Annotated in this window: 6 protein-coding genes; 4 read left to right on the forward strand and 2 right to left on the reverse strand. The window is 70.7% G+C overall.

The annotated features are described in order from the left end of the window. The first annotated feature begins 48 nt into the window (after nt 1–48). Nucleotides 49–1,803 carry an integrin alpha gene (locus WMF45_RS14155; protein WP_437719538.1) on the forward strand — a complete coding sequence of 585 codons (1,755 nt, stop codon included), beginning with the start codon at nt 49–51 and terminating at the stop codon, nt 1,801–1,803. A gap of 675 nt (nt 1,804–2,478) precedes the next feature. After that, the gene (locus WMF45_RS14160) at nt 2,479–4,209 is read left to right on the forward strand and encodes an OmpA family protein (RefSeq protein ID WP_437719539.1); all 1,731 of its coding nucleotides are present in this window, start codon (nt 2,479–2,481) and stop codon (nt 4,207–4,209) included. A gap of 162 nt (nt 4,210–4,371) precedes the next feature. Here WMF45_RS14160 and WMF45_RS14165 read toward each other — a convergent pair whose 3' ends face one another. Next, the gene (locus WMF45_RS14165) at nt 4,372–8,022 is read right to left on the reverse strand and encodes a PHP domain-containing protein (protein WP_437717421.1); all 3,651 of its coding nucleotides are present in this window, start codon (nt 8,020–8,022) and stop codon (nt 4,372–4,374) included. A gap of 11 nt (nt 8,023–8,033) precedes the next feature. Further along, nucleotides 8,034–9,356, reverse strand: a complete 1,323-nt coding sequence (locus WMF45_RS14170; RefSeq protein ID WP_437717422.1) for a porin — start codon at nt 9,354–9,356, stop codon at nt 8,034–8,036. A 210-nt stretch (nt 9,357–9,566) separates the two neighbouring features. Between WMF45_RS14170 and WMF45_RS14175 the strand changes: the two genes are divergently transcribed. Both WMF45_RS14175 and WMF45_RS14180 read left to right on the forward strand, forming a co-directional pair. Continuing rightward, entirely contained in the window at nt 9,567–11,243 is a 1,677-nt protein-coding gene (locus WMF45_RS14175; protein WP_437717423.1) for a hypothetical protein, read from the forward strand. An 85-nt stretch (nt 11,244–11,328) separates the two neighbouring features. Continuing rightward, nucleotides 11,329–13,389, forward strand: a complete 2,061-nt coding sequence (locus WMF45_RS14180; RefSeq protein ID WP_437717424.1) for a MopE-related protein — start codon at nt 11,329–11,331, stop codon at nt 13,387–13,389. The last annotated feature ends 102 nt before the right edge of the window (nt 13,390–13,491 follow it).

Here is a 13,491-nt window from a genome sequence, read left to right on the forward strand (position 1 = left end):
CTTCTTCTGCTTGCGCAATACAGGGGACTGTGTTCCTCCTTGATTTCTATGGAAGCACGCAGGCGCGATGGCCATCTGTTCTCGATGAGCCTATCGATCGCGGTAATCATCTCCGTGTCCGGATGCGGTACGATCCTCGGCCTGGATGAGTTCTCTGATGCCGACCGCTCATCAACGGGCACCGGCGGCGGCGCAACGGGCACCGGCGGCGGCGCGATGCAAGGATCCGGTGGTTCCGGTGGTGGAGCAGGGACGTTTGAGGCACCGACAATGCCGATCCTCCGGCTTCCGCTAAATGATGCATATGTAGGCACCATGCGGAAGAATGGGTCCAGGCGGCCCACGTTCGTGTGGGAGGCCTCGACGGTGGCGGGCGACGTGCCCATCGAGTACGAATTGCAGTACAGCAGCGATCCGGCGATGACTCACGCCGTGTCGGTCGTTACTGAAGAGGTCGTACACAGGCCGGAGGCGGACTTGGAGGGGTCGCTGCTTCCTCCTGCCGGCCAGCGTTACTACTGGCATGTGCGCGCTTGCTCGCAGCGGCGGTGCTCGGATTTTTCTCCTGCTCGCTGGATTAACGTTGGCCGAACCAAATGCGATTTCAATGCCGATGGGTTCGATGACGTCGCGGTGGGCGCGGTCGGTCTGACCACGACGGCAGGTGCGACCTATTTCTACTACGGGGCGGCTGAGTCTCAGTTTGGTGGGCAGCCCAGCGGGGTAGTTTTCAGCCCCGATGGGGCGGGGGATGGCTTCGGCGCTTCTCTTGCGTGTGCAGGGGATGTCGATGGAGATGGCTACGCCGATGTCGTCGTAGGAGCTCCCCGTGGGGAATCCGGCAAGGCGATCATCTACCGGGGGAGCGGTCGTGACACCTTTCGCGGAGAGATCATCGCAACGCTTCCTGCTGCGGGGACTTACCTCGCCTCCGCCGGTGACGTCAACGCTGATGGTTTCGGTGATGTGATCGTCAGCAGGGAAGATCCTCCCTCCGGGTATCTCTATTTTGGTGGACCATCGGGGATCGAGAATCTGTCGAACCCCGTAATTTTGGAGGCCGACGTTGATGCGGGCACACAACTGTCCGGGGTAATCGTGTCGGCCGCGGGAGACGTCAACGGTGATGAATTCTCAGATGTGATCCTGGCGGTCGCAGCTCATGGACTTCGCGTCATTCGCCTGTATTTCGGGCATCCAGGTCAAGGGTTCGATGTCTCGCCGGCCGTCGAGCTTGAGGCGCCCCCTGACGATCCCGAGTTCTTTTCGTCGATCGCCGCGGCGGGTGATGTTAACGGTGACGGCTTCGGAGATGTTATCGTTGGGTCTTCAACGGCCGATCGCGCATACCTCTATTGGGGCGGCCCCGAAGGCATAGCCTCTACCCCGGATGTCACGCTTGTCGGGGGATCCCGTACTCGCTTTGGTACTGCTGTGGCCTCGGCGGGCGACATGAACATGGATGGCTTTGACGAAGTGGCTGTGGGGTCGTCTGACGCTGCATCTCGTCCAGGTGTCGTGTATGTGTACGAGGGCGGCCCTGGGGCAGCGTTTGATGGTGTGCCAGATGTTGCGATGTACAGGCCTGGTGACACGCAGCGGGGCTTTGGTAGCGTTCTGGGCTCGTCCGGCGATGTGAACGGCGACGGCTACGCGGATCTCACGGCAGGGGCTCCGTTTGCCAGTGTCGCGTATATATACTTCGGAAGGTCGGATCTCGTGGCTACTCCGGAGGCAGACGCGTCAGTGTCGCAGCCTCATGACTCTAGCCGGCCCTTTGGCGTGGCGGTGACGAAATGGTGACGCTGTAACTGCTGGACCAGCGATGGCCTCTCGCTGCTGGTTGCTCAGCGCTTCGGGGTCGACCCGCTCGGTGCGTAGCTACCTGTGTTCAGGCTCCGGAGCGGCTCCTGGACTCGTCTGATCACTCCATCGGCCCTTTGCTCAGACTGGCGTCTCTCCGCTGCAAGGCCGCTGGTGAACCCACTCCCCGTCTGCACACTGCCGGGGCGTATCGCCGACGCAGTCGCGCTCGCCGTGCGCGCAGCCCCCGGCGCCCGAGCTCGAGGCGCTGTCGCCGCCGGCTCCGCCTCCCCCAGCATACGCCCGCGGCGCGTCCTTGAAGTCGTCAAGCCCGAGCGCCAGGCCGCAGCTCGTCATCCCGGCCGCAATCGCCAGCGGAGCCATCCGCGCGCCCGCACCGTGGCCCGCTCGCCGCTTTTTCTCCGTCGCCACGCGGCCCACGCTACACACCGTACCGAGGACGCGGAAGCTCTGCGCGCCAAGCCCGCCGCCCCAACCCCGCGCGCCCTGGACACAGCCGCCCGCTTCCGCGGCGGTTCTCGCACCTCCTGGTTCGACCCAGGAGACATCCTCCCCCGGCCCGAGTAGGCTCCCGCCCGGACGCCGGCCCGCATGCGGCGGAACGCCCGCGTCAACCTCGTTTTTCGAGCGTTGCTTGGAGGACAGCTCACCGTGATGGATCGACGAAACCTGCCGGGCCGTGCGCCGCGACGCCCGTCGCGCCTTCGCTGCGCGCTGACCGCAGCGGCCCTGGCCGCACCGGCCCTCGCCGCGCTGGCGCCCTCCGCCGCCCGCGCGCAGGACCGGACCTTCTACCTCGATCGCCTCAGGATGGCCGGCGCCCCCGACGACGGGATCGGCGTCTGGCGCCCGCACATGGGGGAACGGACGCGCTTCTTCGGGCAGCTCGGGCTGGGGGTGTCAGTCCACCCGCTCCGCGACGACAACTACGTTGACAACCTCGCCCTTGAGGAGCGGCTCGAGGGCGACGGGCCCGTCACCTCCCAGCTCATCACGTACCTGAACGCGGGCGTCGAGATCCTCGGCCGCGGCGCCCTGCAGGTCGGGTTCCCCATCGTCCTGTTCCAGGACGGCAACCAGACCTACCACCGCGAGCTCGGCCTCAACCAGAGCGTCGACCTGAAGACCGCCACCCCGATGGACCTCCGGATCGACGCGCGCTTCGTCGCCCTGGAGCTCGACGAGCGCCGCTTCCGGCTGGGCCTCACCGGCGCGGTCTTCGTGCCCATCGGCAACAACTACTCCTTCGCCGGCGACCGGGGCGTGAGCAGCTCGTTCGGCCTCGGCGCCGAGTACGACTTCAAGGATTTCTTCGTCACCCTGAACACCGGCGTCGCCATCCGGCCGCGCGTGCAGCTCCACGAGCTCGTCGTCGGCAGCGAGCTCACGTACGGCGTCGGCGGCTACGTCCCGCTCCTCGACGGCAAGCTCCGCCTCGGGGCCGAGATCTTCGGCTCGTTCGGCCTCCTCAAGGAGACCGCGGGCGAGCTCGATGCCTCGCCCATCGAGTGGCAGCTCAACAGCAAGATGTTCCTCACCAAGGACAAGGCGGTCTACGTCGGCGCCGGCGTCGGCACCCGCATGAGCGGCGGCTACGCGCCCGATTTCCGGGGGGTCGCCCTCGTCGGCGGCTCGTTCGGCATCGCCGACTCCGACGCCCGCTCGCCCGGCTTCAACTACGTGATCACGGCGGAGAAGGACGCCGACGGCGACGGCTACCCCGACGTCATCGACCTCTGCCCGGAGGACCCCGAGGACGGCAAGCAGCCCAAGCCGAGCGACGGATGTCCGGACATGCCCGACCGCGACGGCGACGGCATCCCGGACGTCGTCGACAAGTGCCCGGACGACCCCGAGGACAAGGACGGCATCGACGATCGCGACGGCTGCCCCGAGGAGGACGCGGATCAGGACGGCATCCCCGACGCGCAGGACAAATGCCCGAAGGAGCCGGGGCAGGTCGTCGTCGAAGACCCGGAGAAGAACGGCTGCCCGTTCTACATCCGCAGGATCACGGGCTCCGCCGAGATCGAGATCATGAAGCAGGTCGAGTTCGAGTTCGACAGCTCCAGGATCCTCCCGCAGAGCTATCCGATCCTCGACGAGGTCGTGCGCCTGCTCAAGGCGAACCCCGAGATCAAGCTGCTCAGCATCGAGGGGCACACCGACAACCAGGGCACCATCGACTACAACGACCGGCTCGCGCACAACCGCGCCATCGCGGTCAGGGTCTACCTGATCAACAAGGGCGTTCAGTCGGAGCGGCTCACCTCCGTCGGCTATGGCTCCCGCCGGCCGCTCCTGTCCAACGACACGCCGGAAGGCCGGCAGCGCAACCGGCGCGTCGAGTTCCATATCAAGTCGCAGTCGATCGAGGGCCGGTAAGCTCCAGCCGGAGCGGCTGGCCGCTCCTCCCCCCGAGATCAAGCGACGTTTGCGTGCACGTGCCCCGGCGTGTGCACGCAAACGTCATCTCCTGCGAGCCGGCCGGATTCGGCCCGGCCACGCGGGCGCGTCCCACGCAAGCGCGCTCCCGGGGATCGGCGTTCAGTCGTCGCGGTGCGCGAGCGCCGGGCGACTGTGGTCGCACTTGCCGGGGATCGGAAAGCCGCAGACCGCCTCTTCCGTCAGGCAAACCTGCTCCGCGGGACACTGCTCCGGATCGAGGACGCCGGGATCGCAGGGACGAGAGCAGAAGTCGGGCCTCGCCAGCGGGGCGTCGTAGCGGCCGTTGCCATCGACATCGATGTATATCGGGTTGGTGATCGCGTAGGGCGGGACCGGCGACCAGTCGGGCACCGTCGGCGTGGGCGCGAACAGGGCGCTGAGCGCGGGGATCCTGCCGAACGCGTCGCCGGCCAGCCGGGAGAGCTGGATCTCACCGAAGGGGACGTCCAGGGAGACAGGGCTCATGAGGTTCCTGTCCTCGAGCCCCATGGCGATGATCACCACCCACGAGTCGCGATCCGGCGCCGTGAAGGTGACCTTGCCGCGCACGTCCACGATCGCGCTCGGCGGCATGGCCGGCTCCAGCAAGCGGACCATCCCGCCGTTCAGGTAGATCTCCACCCGATCGACGCCGAACCAGCTCGCCGTCTGGACATCGAACAGGAGCTCGAGCGACTCCCCGGCGCTCGCCGCCGCCACCTCACCGTACGTCTTGCCGCGGATCGTCGCGCGGATGAAGGGGCCGTACGTCGCGAAGGCGTGCGCGCCCCGCAGGCTCTCGACCGCGGCCGGCGTCTCGAGGGCGGCGGGGGAGTCGGTCGCGCTCCGGAAATAGGTCCGCGGGAAGCCCGGCTCCTTCGACCCGTCGTGGCTGTCGCTGCTGGCGATCTGCGCCGGGGCGAAGCCCCGCTCGAGGTAGCGGAAGTAGTCGTCCACCTGGCCCGCGCGGTACGTGCACGGCGCGTCGCGCGCGTCCTCGGGGACCGGATCGCCGCCGAGCGCCGCGGGCCCGCAGAGCTCCTGGCTGTCGGAGGTCGTTCCGGAGAAGCCCCAGTCGTTCGCCTGCTCGTCGGGTGTTCGGGCGAGGATGCGCTTCATCAGCGCCCACGCGAGCTCGGTGCGGGCGCGGCGCTTGCAATCGGAGTCGGAGACCGAGAGCGCGATAGCGGCGGCAGACGCGCCTGCGCCGGGGGCGCCGCCCGCCGCGGACGTCGCCGCGCACGGCGCGCGCAGCCAGCCCGCCACCTCGGGGCACGCCGCCTCGATCTCGGCGGCGCTCCCGGCGGCGTTCAGCCGCGCGAGGCAGCGGTTCCAGTCGACGACCTCGGCCACGCTCGGCGTGCGCACCAGATCGAACCGCTTGCCGTTGATGACCTCCATCGCGTCGAACGCGCAGCTCGCGGTCCGGAAGACGGGGTTGTTCTCCTCGAGGAACGTCGGCGTCCGGCCCATCGTGTAGGTGTCGACGCCGAGCTGGTCGATGTAGCCGAAGAAGCCGTCGCGCGGGTGCGCGACGATCGTCAGCGGCGCCACGGTGCCGTCGCCGGAGGCCCGGATGGCGTCGAGGATCGCCCCGCCGGGCTCGCACGTCCAGTCGTGCGCTCCGTGGCCCGGGACGTCGAGCTCGTCGTACCCGAGCGGGAACCCGATGAAATGCCCCTGCTCCAGCGTGGTGATCTCCGCCCCGATCGCCGTGGCGAGGTGAGGCGCGAGCCCGAGCGCGCGCGCTGTCGGCTGGTAGTCGGTCTCGACGTCGTGGTCGGTCGACACAGCGAGCTCCACGCCCTCCGCCGCCACCGTGGCCACCCGCCGCGACAGCGCCATGCCGCTGTCGAAGCTCGGCTCGGAGTGGAGGTGCATGTCGGCCGACATCCACCCGCTCGTGTCGACCTCGCGCACGAGCGTGGCGTCGAGATGCAACGTGCGGCCCGGCGCGAGCGTGACGTCGCGCTCCACGTAGATGCCGTACTCGATGCCGCGCGACACCGTGATCTGGTATCGCCCGGGCTCGATCTCGACCTCTCCCTCGCCGGTGGCCGTGATCTCGACGGCGCGGTTGCCGTTCCCGAGCCGGCCGTCGCCGAGGTAGACCCTGCGCCGGCCGTCGCCCGGGAGCCTCCGCCCCGCCTCGTCGAGCGAGGCGAAGGCGAGCTTGGCCGGCACCCGCTGGCCCGCCTCGTCCGCGACGCGGTAGCGCACCCTCGCCGGCGCGGGGAGGCGCGGCGACACCTCGACCTCCTGTCCGGCCCGCAGGCTCACCCGGATGGGCGCCGACATCGCCGTCCCCGCAGCGTTCCTCGCCACGAGCAGGTAGCTGCCGGGCGGCAGGGCGCCGCGGAAATCGCCGTCCTCGGACGGGTCGAGGCCGAGATCCGCGTCGATCTCGTCGACGAGGCCCACGTCGCCGCGCGCCTCCCGGTTGGCCGCCACGAGCTCGTCCAGCGAGGCGAAGGGCCGCGCGGGATCGGGATCGGCGAAGACGAACACCCGGGCGTCCGGCGCGCCCTCGAGGGTGTCCTCCCACAGCACGTGGCCGCTGACCGCGCCCGTCGCGGTCCCGCGGAGCCGGTGCATCACGCCGGTCACGCTCGAGACGTCGCCGTCGCCCACGGCGAGGTAGCGCTCGTAGCTGAACGCGCGGTGGGCGTCGCACGCCGCGTCGTCCTCCTCGCTGAACAGGCACGATCGGCTGGCGGACACGAACGCCGTCGCCGCGCTCGCGAAGAGGGGCACGTTGACCACCGATGGCGCGGCGCCCTCCGCTGCCTTCGTGAAGTAGCCGTAGCTGACGTCCCCGCCCGCCGCGGCCACGAAATCGAAGGTGAGCGGCGCCTGGAAGGAGTTCCGCCCCGCGTTCCACGCGTCCTGGACCGCCGTGTCCTCGTCGAAGCCCGCCCCGGGCGCGAAGACGTCGTTCTGGTTGCCGAAGAACACGAAATCTCCGGCGACGATGCCGGCGCGGCGCGACGACGCCTCCTGCGCAGCCTCCGGCGGATCGCCGAGGACGCCGCCGAACACCGAGACCGGGGCCGTGGCGTTGTCCAGCGGCAGGACGTCGCTGCACGCGCAGGTCAGGCAGCCGCCCGGATCCTGCCGATACCCGTCCGGGCACGGCTCGCAGCTCCTCTGGGGCTCGCAGCCGGGCGGCGGCCTGTCGTCGAGCAGGAGGACCGTGCGCACCGTCACGAACCGATCGCCCGGGTGAAGGAGGTAGTCTGTCCGGAAGCGGATCCTGGAGCGGACGCCGGGGAAGAAGAGGCCGAGCAGATCCTCCTGCGCCCGGAGCAGGCCTATCGCCTCGAACAGGAACTCGCCGTCTCCCTCGACGCGGATCCCGGCCTCCGCGCCGTCGGAGCCGTCCGCGAGCACGGAGACGTCGGTCGCCGTCGGGTCGGGCACGATGAGGTTGGCGAGCGAGAACATCTCCGCGAACCGGTCCCGCCCCTGTCCGCCCTCCTCGCCGATCCGGCCGCGCCGCCGGTCGACGTCGACGATGGCCCCGCCGAAGATCCCCGGCCCAGGCGAGTCCCGCCCGCCCAGGATCGCCACGCGGATCTGGTCGTTCTCGAGGAGGAAGTCGCCGATGTCCGCCATCGCCACAGGGCCGCCGACGAGCTCGGCGCGCTGCTCTATCCGCTTGGCGCGGAGCAGCCGATCGCCCCCGCAGCTCGGCAGCGCGGGGGCGGCGAGCGCGGCGGCGGCGAGCGGGACGAGCGCTACCCGGGTGAGCCAGCGGAGGGTTGGCCGCACAGAGATCTCTCCTACAGCGAGAGCTGGAGTTGCAGGAGGAGCACGTCGTTCGAGAGCGACAGCCCGCCGAGCTCCTCCCGGTGCGTGACCTCGATCTGCGCCTTCACCAGATCGTCGTATGCGTGGTAGCTCGCGCCGCCGGTGAGCACGACGTTGTCCCCTTCATCGTCGATATCCAGGTTGGGGTCGATCCACTCCACGCGACCCGAGACACCGAGCTTCCGGGCGATGAGCATGTAGCCTGCCTCGAAGACGAGCGCGAGCGACGAGACAGAGGTGATCTGCGCGATCGGCTGGGTGGGCACCGCCTTGGGGCTCGCCCCGGTCCAGAGCACCTCGCCGAGCGCGTGAAGCCCCGCGGCGTGCACCAGGACATCGGCGCTCGCGCCATAGAGCGTGCGCGCGCCGCCGTCGCTGAAGAAGCCGTCGGCGCCGACCCCGAGGCGGAAAGGCGAGCGGGCGACGTCCTGGAGCGTACGGCCGAGCGGGCCCCGCGGCTCGGTGGCGACCCGCCCGGCGACGGCGATCCCCTCGAAGCGGTTGCCGAGGGGGGCGAGGCTCTCGGAGGGACCTGCGTAGAACTGATCCGAGCGCTGGAAGGCGTTGTAGACGCCCGCGTGACAGCTGAAGGCGCGGTCCTGGAAATGCCCTTCGGCCTGGATCCCGACCTGCGTGAACGGGGCGATCGCGCGGACGGCGAGCGGCCGCTCGGCGAGGGCGCCATCGCCGGCGCCGGTCATCGCCGAGCGAGAGAAGGGTACGGTGCGCGCGCCCGCGATCACCTCGAGCGCGCGCGCCGCCGTGACGCCGGCCCACGCCTCGTGGATGCGCGCCGTCCCCGCGTCGTCCCCGGCGAGCTCCGTCGAGATGGCGAACCGCACGAGCCCCGCGACGTCGCCGCGCAGCCCGGCGCGGACCCGGCGCAGGCGGAAGCCGGGCTGCTCGGCGCTGTCGCCGGCCTGGCTCAGGGCGTCGTCGCCCACGTAGGGCGCGGCTTGCAGCGCGAGCAGCGCGATCGGCGCGATCTCGAGCGGCCCGAGCGCGACCCGCACCCGCTCCCGGAAGCCCGGCGGCAAGAGGTCGCCGCGGTCGCCGCTCGCGGGCGCCGGAGACGCGGGCGCTGGCGCCTCGCGCGCCCCCGGCTCCCGCGCCTGCGCGCTCGCCCGAGCGGCCGGCGCCGCTGCGCCTTCCGGCTCGGCGGCCACCTCGACCCCTTCTGCCTGCGCGTCGCCCGAGCTCACGACCGCGGCGGCGGGCTCGGGCTCCTGCGCGCGCGGCGTGGCGGCGGCGAGCAGGACTGCAGCGCCGCCTGCGACGCGAGCGAGGTGCCTCATGGATTCGGGTCTCCTGGAGGGCTGCGTGGAGCGCCCCTGCCGCTCCGGCTGGCCAGTGGTCGTCACCTCGTGCCGTGTCCACCCGGCGAGGTGCCCGGGAAACTAGAGGAAGACACGCGGCGCTGCAATCCGCGCGGCGCGCTGTGCTAACGCTCGCGGCCTGCCCGCTCCTCGCGCAGCAGCGCAGGGAAGGGGAGCGCCACACTTCTCATGGAAATGCCCGTTTCGAGCCCGCCCGACAGCGATCCCACGCCCCGGGCCGGCGCGCCCGCCGCTCCGCCGCCCCGACCTCCCGGCGCGGAGGCGCCTCCCGCGGTCGGGAGCGGGGATCGCTGGCCCTGCGACAGGGCGTTCGTGGCGACGTTCGTGCTCCTCGCCGTCGCAGCCATCGTGCCGATATGGCGAGTGCGGTTCCTGCCGCTGCTCGATCTGCCGAACCACCTCGCGGCCGTCCATATCTGGCACAGCTTCGATGAGCCGTGGACGCGCTTCAGGGACTTCTACGAGCTCAGCCTCCGTCCGGCCCCCTACGGCGCCTATCACATCCTGACGCACCTGATCGCCTATGGCGTCGGCCTCGAGAACGCGAATCGCGTCGTGCTCTCCGGTTATGTGCTCGCCATCCCCGCGGCGGCGCTCGGCTGGGCGCTCCGGACGCGGCGCAGCCCCTGGCTCTCGGTCCTCACCTTCCCGCTGGCCTTCACCCTCTCCTGGGCGTGCGGCTTCCTGCCGTTCCTCGTCGGCGTCGCGCTGCTGCTCGCCGGCGTGCTCGCGCTCGACGTCTACCTCGATCGGCCGAGCCCCTTGCGCGGGGCCGCCGTCGCGCTGCTCAGCGTCGGCTGCGGCCTCAGCCATCCGCTCATCCTCTTCGGCTACTACGTCTGCGTCGCCGTGCTGTTGCTCTGCCACGTGCCCCGGTGGTCGCGGATCGCCGTCGCGCTGCCGCTCTTCGCGCCCGCCGTCGCGCTCGTCCTGTGGCAGCTCGCCGCCTTCAAGAGCCCCATGGTCGATCTGCGGAGCGGCCCGCGGTTCCAGGGCGTCTGGGTGCCATGGCACGAGATGCTCCGATCGTTCCCCGAGTACACGCTCGACTCGGTATCGGGCGATCTCGACACCCGGGTCTTCTGGGTGCTCCTCGCGGTGGCGTCGCTGCTGGGCCTCTCTGGCGTCGCGCGCGTCGCCCGGCGCTTCCTCCTTGGCCGCGGCCTTCCCGCGCGCGAGCCAGGCCCGCCTGCCGGCTCGTTCCTCGACCGTCTGCATCGCCATCGCTCTCTCGCCCTCTGCGCTGCGATGGCGATCTGCTATTTCCTCGTGCCGCTTCACCTGGCTCGCCCCTTCGACTGGTGGTTCGTGAGCGGGCGCTTCTCGCCGTTCATCTGCTTCTTCGGCTTCCTGGCCATCACGGCGCCGCTCCAGGGCCGCTCGCGCCTCCTGATGGCCCCCGCCGTGGCGGCCGCGCTCGTGCTGCCGCTCCACCTCTCGGAGAAATACGCGCGCTTCGACGAGCGGGTCGCGCCGTTCGCCCGGATGGTGGAGCGGATCCCGCCGGGCGCCGAGGTCCTCTTCTTGACCTTGCCCCCACGGACCGATGAATCGCTGATCATCGAGGGCACGAACCACTTCTCGTCGTGGGTGCAGATCATGCACGGGGGCTTCAGCGCGGACGGCTGGCACAACGTGGGTTTCCCCTTCACGCTGAAGCGTCGCCTCCCCGCGCCGCCGTCGAACCGCGGTGAGTGGTTCAAGCCGGATGTCCATGGCGTCGCGTACGATTACGTGATCCTCCGGAACGAGCGGCCCGATAAGCCGGTGTTCACCGCGGCGCACCCCTCGTTTCGCCGGATCGAGCGCGATGGCGCCTTCACGCTCTACGAGCACACGCGTTGAGCGACGCCACCGACCGGGTAGTCTACGATCCTCGTGGTCGGCCACCCCTCGGGTGCGTCGCGCCGAGGAGGGGAGCCGCTTGCCGATGTCGACAAGAACCCGCGCAGTCCGTCGCCGCCCTCTGGCCTGGAGCGGAGGGCTCGCCGCCGTGGTCGGCCTCGCGCTGGCGTCCGGCGTGGCGCCGTCCTGCGCCGGCGCGGCAGGCCCCGACATCCCGCGGGGCGCCGGAGGCGAGGGCGCTTCCGGCTGTCCGGCCGACTGCGCCGCGGACCCGAGCGCCCCGCTGTGCGACCCGGAGACGGGCGACTGCGTGGCCTGTCTGCCTGGCCCTCTGGCGTGCCCGCCCGGTCAGTACTGCGATCCCGAGGCGAAGCGCTGCCTTTCTGGCTGTGAAGCCGAGTCCGACTGCGCAGCTCCGCTCACCTGCGATCCCGCGAAGCACGCCTGTGTTGCCTGCATCGTCGACGGCGACTGCCCCCTGGGCGCGCTGTGCACCGGAGAGGGCGAGTGCGTTCAGGGCTGCTCGGCGGCGCACCCGTGTGAGAGCGGCGCGGCGTGCTGCGATGGTGTCTGTCGCGATCTCCAGACGGACGCGCTGAGCTGCGGCGCCTGCGGTCGCGCCTGTCCGGAGCTCTCGCACGCCGGGATCGCCTGCGTCTCGGGCGCGTGCGCGCTCACCGCCTGCGAGGACGGGTTCCTCGACTGCAACCACGACCCGGCGGACGGGTGCGAGCACGACGAAGCGGAGCGCGGGCGCTGCTCGTGCACGCCGGGCGACACGAGGGTGTGTTACGAGGGACCGCCGGGCACCGAGGGGGTCGCCGCCTGCGCCCCCGGGGTCTCCACGTGCAGGCCGAGCGGCCTCTCGTGGGGGCCGTGCCTCCACCAGGTTTTGCCGGCGCTCGACGTGTGCGCCGACGATGTCGACAACGACTGCGACGGCACCGTCGACAACCCACCTGATCAGGACGGAGACGGGTGGACGATCTGCGATGGCGATTGCTGCGACTCCCCGTCGGACGGGTGCGGCACCCCGGCCCTCGTGAACCGCGGCGCGTTCGAGGTGGCGGGCAACGGGATCGACGACGACTGCGACGGCGTGGCAGACAACACCGCGCCTTGCGACGCCGGGCTCGCGAGCGACTCGCCGACCGCGCTCGATTATGCGAAGGCGATCGACCTCTGCGTCACCACGACGGCGAGCCCGCCGTCGCGCTCGCGGCGCACGTGGGGTGTCCTCTCCGCGAGCTTCCACCGTGCCGACGGCGCAAGCGCGCCGGCCGCGGCCCAGCGATCGATCCGCCAGGGCTTCGGCTCCGGCATCGCGCCGCTCCGGGGCGCGCGGCTCGCGGTGCTCTCGACCGGCGTCGCCGCGGCCGAGGCGGCGCCGAACAACACGAGGCCGAGCTTCGCCCCGTTCCAGGGCGGCCAGGACATGGGGACGTCGAGCAGGGTGCCCGCGGACTGGCTCGACGCGAACGGCGACAACCTCCCGAACGCGCCCGGGTGCCCTGACCCGCAGGGCGGCGCTACGGTCTACGATCCCGTGATGCTGAAGCTGCGCGTCCGCGTGCCGACGAACGCGAGCGCGTTCAGCGTCTCGACGTTCTTCCTCTCGTCCGAGTATCCGGAGTGGGTGTGCAGCCGCTTCAACGACTTCTTTCTGGCGCTCCTCGACTCGACGTTCGAGCCCTTTCCAGGCGAGACGGCGAACCCGGCGGACGGGAACCTCGCCTTCTATGACCCGCCGCCCGCCGGGGCGCCGGTCTACCCGCTGGGCACGAACCTCGCGTTTGGCGGCACCGGGCTCTTCACCCAGTGCGTGAACGGTCCGACCGGGTGCGGCGGCGGCGCCACCCCCGGCACGACGACCTCCTGCACGAGCATCACCCAGCTCCGCGGGACGGGGTTCGATGCCACCAGGCCGCCCGCCCACGTCAGCGGTGACCCTGGCTGGTGCGGATCGAGCGAGCGCGCGGGCGGCGGGACCGGATGGCTGGTCATGAGCGGCAATGTCACCCCAGGTGAGGTCATGGAGCTGCGCTTCGTACTTTGGGACACCGGCGATCCCTGGAACGATTCCGTGGCCCTCCTCGACAACTTCCAGTGGTCGACGTTTGCGTCGACGCCCGGCACGCGCGAGTGAAGCGCCGCGCAGGGCGCCCCGACCGAGGCGCGCGACCGCAGCGGACGGACGGCGACCCGATTACACTGCGCGGCGCACAGAGGACCGCGGCACGCATCCCTC

This window comes from Sorangium sp. So ce448 (assembly GCF_051520915.1).
GTDB classification, from domain to species: Bacteria; Myxococcota_A; Polyangia; order Polyangiales; family Polyangiaceae; genus Sorangium; species Sorangium cellulosum_B.